Origin of the sequence: Bacillus sp. JJ1532, from assembly GCF_036965085.1 — a bacterium.
Lineage (GTDB): Bacteria > Bacillota > Bacilli > Bacillales > Cytobacillaceae > Cytobacillus.
In genome coordinates this window covers 1-12338 of sequence record NZ_JBALOW010000015.1, presented here as the reverse complement: position 1 = coordinate 12338, position 12338 = coordinate 1, and the positions used below count along the sequence as shown (strand labels likewise).

The following is a 12338-nucleotide window of genomic DNA, read 5'->3' as shown; positions in this document are numbered from 1 at the left end:
TAAGGGGCAGGCCTGTTTTGTTTGATAATTGATGGTAAAATAAGAATAACAATGATAAGTGATGGGGAGATTCAAATGTTCAAGGCTCAAAAAGAATATTACTGGAAGATTGGATTATTGGTGTCAGTTATTTCTTTTATTTTACATATAGTAGGGGTTAGCCAGGTTTTAGATTCCGAATTAAATGTTAAAAACCTGGCTGCTTATTTAGGGTTTTCGTTGGCGGTTGGACTGGTCGCATTATTATTAGTGCGCTTTGGTTTCAAAATAGCACTTATCTTCTTTCTGGCTGGTCTCATCATTGGATTTATTGAAATGTATCGCCTTTTCTTTAGTGACTCTTCTGGATGGGGAGATTTAGCGGGACTTATCTCTTTATTTATGTGGGTGTTTATGGGAATTGGGTTAGGAGTTTTTGCTCAATTAGGTGCATACTACTGGCGAAAAAGGAAATAACAGTAACATGGAAGCCTCCACAAACAGTGGGGGCTTATTTATTTTTCATTCAATTGTTTTATACATGGCTATGAAGGGGAATCTTATGGTAGGAGCAATTATTCCATAAATGTTATCGTGTTTCACATTTATATTATGAATGCATTGGAAAATTGTCGAGTTTGCAGAGGGGTCTGCATGCAAGAGAAGGGTAAGGAGTGGTGATCATGTATAAAAAGCAAGAAAAAATATTGATGTGGGTAGTTTTTTCAGCTGCTGGGATTATGCTGCTATCACTATTAGGAAGAGTATTTGGCAGTTAAGGAGGTGATTAGGAAATGGGAAAAGAGGAGGCTGTATTTTTTAGCCGGGTACTTACAGAGCTGACATTATCGTTTCATATTATTTACGCCACAATCGGTGTAGGGATTCCGCTCATGATTATGATTGCCCAGTGGATTGGTATTAAGAAAAATGATGAACATTATATTTTACTGGCAAGAAGGTGGGCTAGAGGGTTTGTCATTACTGTTGCTGTTGGAGTTGTAACTGGAACTGCGATTGGCTTGCAGCTTTCGCTTTTATGGCCAAACTTTATGGTGTTAGCAGGAAATGTGATTGCTCTGCCACTATTTATGGAAACATTTGCGTTTTTCTTTGAGGCCATCTTTTTAGGGATCTATTTGTATACTTGGGATCGATTTGAGAATCAGAAGAAGCATTTGCTGTTATTAATACCGGTTGCTGTCGGAGCGTCCTTTTCAGCTGTTTTTATCACGATTGTGAATGCGTTTATGAATGCTCCGCAAGGGTTTGACATCGTTGGTGGTCAACTGATCAATATTAACCCGCTTATTGCGATGTTTAATCCTGCAATGCCAACAAAGGTTGCTCACGTTTTGGCAACTGCTTACATGACTTCAGCTTTTGTTCTAGCTGCGATAGCTGCATTCCGGCTACTGAAAGGATCAAGCCATATCTATCACAAAAAGGCGCTTTATTTAACGATGAAGCTAAGCCTCATATTCTCCATTGCATCCGCAGTTATTGGTGATTTCTCAGGCAAATATTTAGCTGAGTACCAGCCGGAGAAATTAGCGGCAGCTGAATGGCATTTTGAAACGGAAGAAAATGCGCCGCTATATTTATTCGGAGTTCTAGAAGATGGAGAGGTTAAGTATGCCATTAAAATTCCCTTTGCATTAAGTATTCTGGCACATAGTAGTTTATCTGCGGAAGTGATCGGATTAGATCAATTTCCAGAGGACGAAATTCCTCCCCTTTATATTCACTATTTATTTGACATTATGGTATCTATAGGAGTATGGCTGACGGTACTATCGGCTGTATATGTTATTGGAACATGGAAGGGCTGGCCTTTTGTAAGAAAGACATGGATCCGAGGCTTTATTGTGGCAGGAGGGCCGCTTTCTGTTATTGCAATAGAAGCGGGATGGTGGTTTGCTGAGGTAGGCAGACAGCCATGGGTCCTGCGAGGAATTTTGAGAACAGAGGACGCCGCGACAACTAGTGGTCAAATTGACCTTATGCTTGTGTTATTCGCTGGTTTATATCTGATTCTAGGGATTGGAAGCATTGTTGTGTTAACGAGAATGTTTAGAAGAAATCCAGTGGAAAAAGAGCTGGAAGATCGGCATACAGAAATGGGCGGTGAGCATTCGTGACACTTGAGGTAATTGGAATTTCTGTTCTTTGGCTATTTCTGTTTGGGTATGTGCTCGTTGCTTCTATTGACTTTGGTGCTGGTGTATTTAACGCATATAGCTTGTATACAGGGCGCAAGCATATTTTAACAAATATCATTCAACGATATTTATCGCCAGTTTGGGAAGTCACAAATGTGTTTCTAGTCTTCTTTTTTGTTGGTATGGTTGGATTTTTTCCAAAAACTGCTTTTTACTACGGCACGATTCTACTTGTTCCAGCGAGTATTTCCATTATTTTGATTGCGATTCGAGGATCCTATTATGCTTTTGAGACATATGGGTCAAGGGGCCATAGGGGATATACCTTTATGTACGGCTTATCAGGCTTGTTTATTCCAGCATCCCTTTCCATTGTGCTAACTATTTCAGAAGGCGGCTTCGTTACAATGGTCAATGATCATCCTGTGCTCGATTACTGGGCGCTGTTTACTAGCCCCCTTACATGGAGCATTGTTGTGCTTAGTTTAGCAGCTGTTCTTTATATATCTGCTGTATTTTTAACATGGTATGCGAATAAAGCGCAGGATCAGAATGCAACTGAGTTATTAAGAAAGTATGCATTAATCTGGGCAGCCCCATTAATGATTACAGCAGCTGGAATTATTGTAGAACTGCGGGCCCATAATGCTGAGCATTATGCACGAATGCTAGATGTTTGGTGGCTGCTTGGACTGTCATTTATCCTATTTATCGGAACGGTGTGGCTAATTTGGAAGCGGAAGAAATATGGCCTTGCCTTCGGATTATTAGCAGGACAATTTACCTTGGCTTTTTTTGCATACGGAATATCTCATTATCCATATCTTCTGTATCCACACTTAACTATTTATGACAGTTTTACAAATGAAGCAATGGCGATTTCGCTAATAGTTGCATTTATTGCTGGCCTGTGTTTACTCGTTCCATCCTTATGGCTTCTATTAAGACTGTTTTTATTTGATAAAAATTATGTTAGAGGAAGAGTCATGAAGGAGGATTCGTGAATATGGAGAACTTTTTTATTTTTTATGCACCATTTATTGTTGTAGCTTTGGCGATAGTGGCAGCTTTTTGGCTAGGGCCTAAAGACGGAGCGGTTCATAGAAGTGAGCGGAAATAAGCTGAATATAGAAGGTCAAAGTTCCTATTTGAAAGAGTGCTTTGGCCTTTTTTTACATTTTGAAATCGCTTCTATTAAAAATCAAAATATGACATAATATAGCTATGTTGAAATGGAGGTGAATGTAATGGATGAAAGCCGGCTTGATAAAATCGAGGAAATGCTTACTACGTTAATCACTATGGTAGGCGGTACAAACAGTCGATTGGATATGGTAGAAGCTCGATTGAGTAAGGTAGAAGAAAGTTTGGATAAGGTAGAAGAAGAATTGAAAAATCTGAAAAAAGAAGTAAGTGTGGTTAAAGAGGACCAAAAGCAGATGAGAAGTGAAATAATGGAAAAGCTAATGGTCATTCAAGCCGACCAAGATCTAATCTGGGAAAAGGCTGTTAAAAATGAAAGAGACATCGTCAAGATGAAGGCACAACTGCATCGATAGCCTCATAATTTACCTACATGAATTTGAAGTTCCTCAAGAATATAACCATCTAAATGATCAATATCCAAAAGTGTATTTTCTACAATTAACGAAAATTTTTCAATAGGACAAGCATTCTGCTGGGAGCACTCGACTTTTTAGAGGCTCTCTTTTTTATTATTAGACTAAATGTTTACTCCCTCTAAGACTGTAGACTTAGATAAATATCTGTCTAAGGCTCGTTATGAAAGGGTGGAAATGTAGGTAAGATGGTAAAAGAATAAAATGTTAACTTTTACCTAATTGTGTTAAAATCTCCAAATCCATTTTAACTCCATAAGGTAAAGGAGAGAGTGAGGAGAACAGGCTTGAAATTATTGAAATTTATTGTACAAAGGAAAATGTTAATTGCTTTACTGTCAGTGATGGTTTTAGCCATTGGAAGCTACTCGTTATTCGAATTAGATAAGGAATTAATGCCAGCCATCCGTATGGACGGTGCCTATGTTGAAGTTGGTGCGGGAGAAATGGCTGCAATTGAAGTTGAACGGACAATCACAACCCCATTAGAGCAGAAAATAAAAGGAATTGACGGTGTCGAAGATATTCAATCGACTACTATGATAGGCAGGAGCTCCCTGCAGATGACCTTTGAGCGGGGACGAGGGGAAGAGGTATTTAAGGAAGTAGAGTCAATTGTTAACGCTGCAAAGGCCGAAAATCCAGGAATTAAGGAAATGGATGCTGGTCAGTACGGCGCAAGTCAGAGCTATGAATTCTTCATGGATATTTCTGGCGGCAGCATGGGGGATATGACAGGATTTGCAAAGAACGTATTGGAGCCTAGATTAGAAGAGCTTCCAGAGGTACGTGACGTAATGCTTTCTGGAATGTTGGAGCATGAAGTGACAATTGAATTTGATCGTGCAGAAATGCTGATGCATGGGTTAGAGGCAGGCCAGGTAATTGGTGCCATCCAGATGTCCAATAATGAAGCTACTTTGGGCGTACTTAATAATGAAAAGGACTCACCTTCTTTGCGATGGAATACGAAATTAGAAAATATTGCTGATGTAAAGGGATTAAAAGTTCCTACCCAATCAGGATTTATTGAGCTTAACAAGGTAGCAGCTATTTCCCTGCAGCCTAAGGAAAGTTCATCATTTGTATGGAAAGATGGAACGAAGGATCTTATTTTTATCCAGGTTGGCAGGGCGGCAGATGTAACGCAAATTGAGATGGCAAAAGCAGTTCGGGCGGAAATTAAAAAAATTCGGGATGAAGGTTTAGTTACAGGCTTTCAATTAAATGAAATGGTTGCACAGGCAGACTATGTACAGGAATCGATTGATGGGGTAACAGACAATATCCTTATTGGCGGGCTAATCTCTGCAGTCATTCTTCTCATTTTCCTTAGAAATCTGAGGGCTACGATCATTATCGGTATTTCCATTCCAACATCCGTATTATTAACCTTTGCAGCGATGTGGATGTTTGGCTATAGCTTTAATATTTTGACCTTAATTGGACTTGGATTGGGAATTGGGATGATGGTTGATTCATCCATCGTTATCCTAGAATCCATTTATCGAAAGAAAGAACTAGGTTTGAACAAGTTTGATGCGGTTTTAGAGGGAACAAAGGAAGTCGCTTCGGCCGTAATTGCATCGGTTCTAACGACTATTGTCGTATTCCTTCCAATTGGAATGATCGGCGGCGAAATGGGTCAATTTATGATCATGCTTTCAGTAGTTGTTGCCATTACACTAATCAGCTCCATGATTGTGGCCTTTACATTAATTCCTTCATTATCCGATAAGTTTATGAAGCTTAAAAAGACAAAGGGAGCAGCTAAAGAAGGAATGTTTATGCGGGGGTATAGCCATGCTGTTTCCTGGACCATCAAGAAAAAGCGCCGCAGTCTCGGTGTCATTACTCTCTTTTTCCTAATGTTTGCAGGGTCATTATTACTAGTAACAAAGATCCCAATGACGATTATGCCTGATATGTTTAACCGATATTCGGAGCTAATGGTTGATCTAGAACCAGGTATTACAAATCAGGAAAAAGCCGAAATCGTTCAAACGATGAATGAAAAACTGAGTGCCATCGAGGATGTAGATACGAGTTATGTACTTGATAATGGCGGAATGCTGTACAGTATCATCAATATGACAAAAGGCGATGAGATTAAAAAGGAACAAAAGGAAGTAAATGAAGAAATCTTGAAGACACTGCGGGAGATGCAGGATTCGTATCCAATTGAAAGTATTCAAAGTGCCTTATCCAGTGGCGGTGGATCACCTGTTCAAGTGAAAATAAAAGGAGAAGACATTGGGCAGCTGCAAGAAACAGCCGGTGACTTTAAGGAAGAGCTGCAAAGGATTGATGGCATTGTTGGCGTAAGAACGTCAATGGAGCGGATGTCCCAAGAGGAAGTCATTGTTTTAAAAACGGATGAAATTGAAAAGGCTGGACTTTCCCAGCTTCAAATTAAACAATTCATTGAGCAGTCGTTTTTACAAATGCCTATTGGTGAAATGTCGATAAACGAAGAGAAGATGCCTTTATTTGTAAAATGGGATCAAAAGACCGCAACGAAAAAGGATTTGCTGGATATGAAGGTACCAACTATAGAAGGGGAGAGAAAATTATCTGCTTTCATTGAATTGAAAAGCGTGGATACGCCAAATGAGATTTCCCACTCAGACGGGGAACGGTTTATCGCCATTTCTGCCGATATTGAAGGAAAGGACCTTGGAGCGGTCAATAGAGATGTCCAGAAATTAATCGAGGATTTCAAGGCCCCAGCAGGTTTATCAGTATCAGTTGCAGGGGACCTGGAACAACAGCAGGAATTAATGATGGAAATGGTCTTTGTAATAGGAATTGCTCTTTTCCTGGTATATCTAGTTATGGCGGTTCAGTTCAATCATTTAGGCCACCCACTCATTGTCATGTCAGTGATTCCGATGACGATTGTAGGCGCCATTCTAGGTTTATTTATCACTCAGATGGAGCTAAATCTAATGTCAGGAATGGGTGTCATCATGTTAATTGGCATCGTCTTAAACAACGCTATTCTGTTAATTGATCGTACAAAACAGCTTCGCAGAGAGGGCTTCTCTGTTGAAGACGCACTTCTTGAAGCAGGTAAAAACCGTATTCGTCCAATATTCATGACAACCTTAACAACAGCTGGCGCAATGCTTCCATTAGCGCTTGCCTCAGGCACATCGGGTAATTATCAGGCGCCAATGGCCACAGTTATTATTTTCGGCTTAATGTTCGCGACTTTTATTACATTACTTCTTATACCGGCCGTTTACCGTTTATTTTCAGTAAAGGCACTGAGTATTGGAGCGGCTAGGAAACAGCGGCGCAAAGAGATGATCGAGGTTCAAGCTGTACCAGAAACAGTGAAGTAGGAATGAAAGAGGAAGATCGCTTTAAGAAATAGCCCAGAGCATATGCTTTGGGTTATTTTTGTTGACTTTTTTTCCTGGTCTTAAGACTTATGTCTATAAAATAATTCATTATTAAGGACCTAATAAATTGAAATGTTGCTAGGTTGAAAGTTTTGTTTTTCGTTTTCGAAAAGGTTTGCAGGAAATAAAAGCGAATTCCTTTTGTGAAATCATATCATAAGGAGGTTTTTGTTTTGAAAAAAGGCTCTTCCATTTTGCTTTCTACTCTATTAGTCACTTCAAGTTTGTATCTAGCTCCTATGAATTCCGCCCATACAGCAGAGGCTGCACCTAATCACGTTGTTCATCCAAGTGAAAAAGCATTTGATCAAAAGGTTATTGCTAGAGTTAGTGCAGAGCGTATATATGAAGATGTCTATTATTTATCCGAAACGATTGGCCCGCGTGTAACGGGTACAGAAGGTGAGCAGCGAGCCGCCAAGTTTATTAAGGATCGTTTGGTTTCTTACGGATATGAAGTAACGACACAAGAATTCAGTATTCCTGATAAAATGACAGGGCATTTACAGACTAGTGATCAAAATGAAGTCATGGTTAGTATCCCTGCCGGTTCAGCGGATACTCCTGAAGCAGGGATCACTGCAAGTCTTTACGATGCTGGGCTAGGGAAATTAACCGATTTTACACAGGAGGCAGTGGGAAAGATAGCTCTAATCTCAAGAGGCGACATCACATTTAAAGAAAAAATCGATAACGCTATAGCTGCTGGAGCTATCGGAGTGCTGATTTATAATAATGTGGATTCCCCTGGACCATTGAATCCTTCCATCGGTGGAGATACGACAATTCCTGTTGGAGGGATCTCAAAAGCAAGCGGCGAAGCATTAATTCAAGATATCGCTGCCCAAAACAAAACGGTGACATTAAAAGTGAAGCGGATTGCCAATGCAAAATCACAAAATATCATTGCGACAAGAACCCCTCAAAAAGGAAAAAACCACGACATTGTACACGTGTCTGCCCATTTTGATAGTGTTCCATTTGCACCGGGTGCCAGTGACAATGCGTCTGGTACAGCTACTGCTTTAGAGCTGGCAAGAGTGTTAAAAAGCTATCCGATTGAAAAAGAATTGAGGTTTGTTTTTGTTGGCGCGGAGGAAATTGGCCTTGTCGGATCCGCCTATTATGTAAGTCAGCTAAGTCAGAATGAGGTTGAGCGGAGCGTTGCGAACTTCAACATGGATATGGTCGGAACCTCCTGGGAAAATGCAACAGCCATCTATATGAATACTGTTGATGGCAAGGCAAACATCGTAACGGAAACAGCGCTGGCGACAGCTGAAAGAATTGGAACACCGTCTGAATTAGTTCTCTATCAGCGCGGAGCTTCCGATCACGTATCCTTCCACGATGCGGGGATTCCAGCTGTTAACTTCATTCGCCGTGAGCCTGGTACTGCAAACCTAGAGCCTTATTACCACACACCACAAGATAAAATCGAATATATTAGTGTTGAGCGTTTGAAGGAGGCTGGGGATTTAGTTGGAGCTTCTGTATATAGTTTGATTGGAAAATAGTTTATAGAAAAAGTGAAGCTGATATCCATTAGATGCAGCTTCACTTTTTGTTTTATATAGATATACTGTTATTTGCCAATCCCCTTCCTTTCATCAATAGAGATAAATGACTTTGTCTCAAACGACAGGGCAATAACGGATAGAAGATATAGTATACATAGTAAAAATGGCAGCAGCATAAATGCATGATTAATAAAGACATAACCGAAAATAAAAGAGACAGCAGCCATTGCAATGGTAAAAATTCCGTACGTTTTACTTTGATAAATCCATAAATATGGCAAAAAGTGTGAGGCTCCTAAAATACCTATGGCCATTGGGATTAATTCATATTGTTCAATGTAAATGATCACCCAAACCGGTATGTAAAATGCTTGAATGCCTCCTATAATTCCTCCTAAAGCCCCTAATGGATTTTTACTTAAAAGATTGATTTTACGTATTTTGCCGATAGCAATAGCCAATGGGAAAATACTACATGTACCAATCAGGTAGAAAAGAGCGAGCTGCTGTTGGCTTTCTATGAAAAAGCCCAATCCTCCCATAACTAACCAATAGAAGGCTCCCGCGAGTAAGAAAGGGTATCCTTTTTTGGCATCTTTAATCAAATCTGCCTTTAGTTCACCTACAGTCATGTTTTTAAAATCCATATCACTATCCCCTTTTGTTTTATCGCAGATTAACGGGCTGTAAGACCCCCACTTCAAGAAGTTGAGTAAAATAAAAATTTCTAAGTGGGGGATCAACAGCCCGTAAAGGCCCGATTATAGGAACACAGACTAAGAGCGCCACGTCCTGTGGCAACGTCTGTGTGACCCACATCCTGTGGGCCGCAACTAACAATCAGTGGGGGATGAAAGAACCCCTCACTGATTGTAGTTTCACTTTATTTAGATCCTAGCTGTTGTTTCAATATTTCAGAAGCTTTTTGAATTTGCGTATCATTTTTATTTAGCTTTTCTCTGACCTTTTCCATTAATTTCAAAGTTGAACTTCCATCTAATACGCCGTTGACCTCAAGTTTTTCGGCCGTCTGGAATTTTTCTACTGCAGACTTTGTTTGTTCATCAAAGAATCCATCTTCTCTTCCTGGGTCAAAGCCAATGGCTTTAAGCATTTGCTGAGCAACCTTTACTTGTGCAGAGGAAGAGCTTAACTTTAATTCTTGATCTGGATCAATGACAGGTAATGAAGCATAATCAGGCAGTGTAACCTCATAATCAGGGTTAATTCCTTTTTTATGTATCCAATTACCATTCGGGGTTAACCATTTCTCGGTTGTAAATTTCAAATTAGATCCATCTGAAAAATCTTCTGCACGCTGCACCGTACCTTTGCCAAATGACTTTTCACCAACTAAAGATACATTTGCTGACTCTTTAACTGCACCAGCAAGAATTTCAGAAGCACTTGCGCTTCCTTTATCAATAACGACAACCAAAGGAATATTTGGATTTTTTGACCCTTTAGACTTAACTTCCTCTCGATTTCCATTTCGATCCTCGATTTGGAAGATCGTTTTCCCTTCAGGAACAAAAAGACTGGAAATCTCTATTGCCCGTTCTAAAAGACCGCCGGGATTATGCCTTAGATCAAGCACAATTCCCTTCATCCCTTTACTTTGTAATTCATTTAAGGTTTCGATTAATTCCTTTGTCGTGTTCTCGGAAAATGAAGTGATTTGGACCTTTGCAATCCCATCCTCCAGCATCTCGCCATAAACAGTCTCAATTGGAATCGTATCACGAATAATCGGAACAGATAATGCTTCCTCCATACCTGGTCTTTGAATGGACAGCTCTACCTTTGTCCCTTTTTTCCCTCTTATTAAAGTAACTGCCTCGGTGGCACTCATACCTTGAATACTTTTCCCATCAACGGATAGTACTTTATCATTCGGTTTTAAACCAGCCTTTTCAGCGGGAGAGCCTTTAATTGGAGTCACAATAACAATGAATCCGGCTTGTTCCTGAATTTCTGCACCGATGCCTTCAAAAGAAGAAGAAATGCTTTGATGGAAGCTTTTAGCCTCATCTACCGTCATATAATCCGAATATGGATCATCGAGTGCATCAACCATGCCATTGATGGCGCCATTGATTAATTTATCCTGATCAACCTCTTGAAAATAGGCATTGTTCAACGTATCAAATGCCGCATATAGTTTTTCAAATTCTTTACGATCAAAAGCACCCTTATCTACGGCCTTTTCACCGCCAAAAGGAAGTGCAAATGCTGTAATCCCTACTGATAAAAAGACAATAACAAACACGAGCATAACAAAATGGAAATTTTTCATACGAATAAAGCCTGATTGTTTAACCGGTGGTTCTTGATTGACATCTTTATCTTGCAAAACTTCTCACCACTTTCATAACCAAAAATTTCTCAGTGAAATCCTTAATGAATAGAATACCATTACTCCAATAAAAAGCACAAAGAAAATACATAAATGAAGAAAATTTATAAAAAAGAAGCCAGACATCTCGTCTGACCCCTCCTATATTTTCTTCACAATTTCAAAATATTCTTCTAATGTAAGCTGTTTTTCAAAAATAACAGCTGCTGCTTCTTTACCTACATACCGGAAATGCCAAGGTTCAAATTTATAACCGGTGATTTCTTCTTTCCCTTTAGGGTAACGAAGGATAAAACCAAATCGATGAGCATTTTCAGCTGCCCATTTTCCTTCCATCGTTTCACCAAATTCTTCTGATAACTCAAAGTTGGCACTTTGACTGGAGATATCCATAGCTAATCCCGTTTGATGTTCGCTGCTTCCTGGAATGGCTACCGCCTGTATAGCCTTTTCCTCTCCATATTTGTTTACTTCTGCATCAAAAACGGCCCTCTGCCTATCAAATGAACGATATCCGGATACGGCAAATAAATGTATATCTTGCTTCTTTGCTTCTGTAAACATAGCTTCAAGCGCTTTAGCTGCTGCGTCCCTTAAATAGGCTTTTTCTATATCCTGTTCGCCGAACGAAAACATAACAGCTGGCATGATCAAATCCTCTGGGGCATACCCATCTGGAAGAGAATATTGTTTGTTTACTAAAACCATATGATTCGTTGGATTTTGAATGATCCGCTTTCCATCAACAGTCACTATCTCATTAAAATAATTTGCTTTAAGAGAAGGAATATCACTTTCCTGGCTGTCGTTCTTCTTGGCAGTTCCGCCTTCCTCTTCCTTAACCGTACCTTCCTCTGGCTGCTTGTTTTCATCCAAAGCTGTCTCTTCCTTTTGTAAAAAAGGAATCTTCTCTAAATATGGCTGAAGCTGATTACAGCCTGCAAGCATAATGGAAGATAATGCAGTTAAAACAACAATCTTTTTCATTTTTTCACCTGTCTTTGATTACTTTTTCCGCCTATTATTTTAACATGAAAAAGAACTTTTTTCAGAGATTGTTTTGTACCATATATTTGAAAAAGAAAAGCGCAAGCACCTTGGTCACCCCCGACAAGCACAAGACGATCCTAACGGAAAGGTGAGCTCTACCTTTCAGGATTGGCTTGTGACCTCGAGGTCGACAAAAACGCGACGTCCTGTCGCATTGTCGACACTAGTACGTCCTGTACGTTGGGGGTAGGCGCTGGAACTAGACATAAAAGGTGACTCCTAAGAGCCACCTTTTTGTTATGTTA

Annotated in this window: 10 protein-coding genes; 7 read left to right on the top strand and 3 right to left on the bottom strand. The window is 39.8% G+C overall.

The window, feature by feature from the left end; translation table 11 throughout:
* Positions 1 to 75: 75 nt before the first annotated feature.
* The 7 genes from V7122_RS06415 to V7122_RS06390 all read left to right on the top strand — a co-directional run bounded on the left by V7122_RS06415 (position 76) and on the right by V7122_RS06390 (position 8684).
* Complete coding sequence (locus V7122_RS06415) at positions 76 to 456, top strand: hypothetical protein (RefSeq protein ID WP_335526066.1); 381 nt, start codon at positions 76 to 78, stop codon at positions 454 to 456.
* Between the two features lie 317 nt (positions 457 to 773).
* Entirely contained in the window at positions 774 to 2120 is a 1347-nt protein-coding gene (locus tag V7122_RS06410; RefSeq protein ID WP_335526065.1) for a cytochrome ubiquinol oxidase subunit I, read from the top strand.
* Positions 2117 to 3145: a cytochrome d ubiquinol oxidase subunit II gene (locus tag V7122_RS06405; protein ID WP_335487413.1), complete on the top strand. Its 1029-nt coding sequence runs from the start codon at positions 2117 to 2119 to the stop codon at positions 3143 to 3145. The genes V7122_RS06410 and V7122_RS06405 overlap by 4 nt, the downstream gene beginning before the upstream one ends.
* Before the next feature lie 2 nt (positions 3146 to 3147).
* The gene (gene cydS / locus V7122_RS25715; protein ID WP_438824013.1) at positions 3148 to 3261 is read left to right on the top strand and encodes a cytochrome bd oxidase small subunit CydS; all 114 of its coding nucleotides are present in this window, start codon (positions 3148 to 3150) and stop codon (positions 3259 to 3261) included.
* Between the two features lie 127 nt (positions 3262 to 3388).
* On the top strand, positions 3389 to 3700 hold the full coding sequence (locus V7122_RS06400; protein WP_335526064.1) for a hypothetical protein: 312 nt from the start codon (positions 3389 to 3391) through the stop codon (positions 3698 to 3700).
* A gap of 347 nt (positions 3701 to 4047) precedes the next feature.
* A complete protein-coding gene (locus V7122_RS06395) occupies positions 4048 to 7107 on the top strand; it encodes an efflux RND transporter permease subunit (protein ID WP_335526063.1) in 3060 nt (1019 codons plus the stop codon).
* 233 nt (positions 7108 to 7340) lie between these two features.
* The gene (locus V7122_RS06390) at positions 7341 to 8684 is read left to right on the top strand and encodes a M20/M25/M40 family metallo-hydrolase (protein WP_335526062.1); all 1344 of its coding nucleotides are present in this window, start codon (positions 7341 to 7343) and stop codon (positions 8682 to 8684) included.
* A 68-nt stretch (positions 8685 to 8752) separates the two neighbouring features.
* On the opposite strand, the gene V7122_RS06385 is transcribed toward V7122_RS06390, so the two are convergent.
* The 3 genes from V7122_RS06385 to V7122_RS06375 all read right to left on the bottom strand — a co-directional run bounded on the left by V7122_RS06385 (position 8753) and on the right by V7122_RS06375 (position 12030).
* Positions 8753 to 9334 (bottom strand): DUF7010 family protein, encoded by a 582-nt coding sequence (locus V7122_RS06385; protein ID WP_335355323.1) that lies wholly within the window; start codon positions 9332 to 9334, stop codon positions 8753 to 8755.
* A gap of 236 nt (positions 9335 to 9570) precedes the next feature.
* Complete coding sequence (locus V7122_RS06380; RefSeq protein WP_438824018.1) at positions 9571 to 10983, bottom strand: S41 family peptidase; 1413 nt, start codon at positions 10981 to 10983, stop codon at positions 9571 to 9573.
* Positions 10984 to 11184: 201 nt separating this feature from the next.
* A complete protein-coding gene (locus tag V7122_RS06375; RefSeq protein WP_335487811.1) occupies positions 11185 to 12030 on the bottom strand; it encodes a M15 family metallopeptidase in 846 nt (281 codons plus the stop codon).
* Positions 12031 to 12338: the final 308 nt, after the last annotated feature.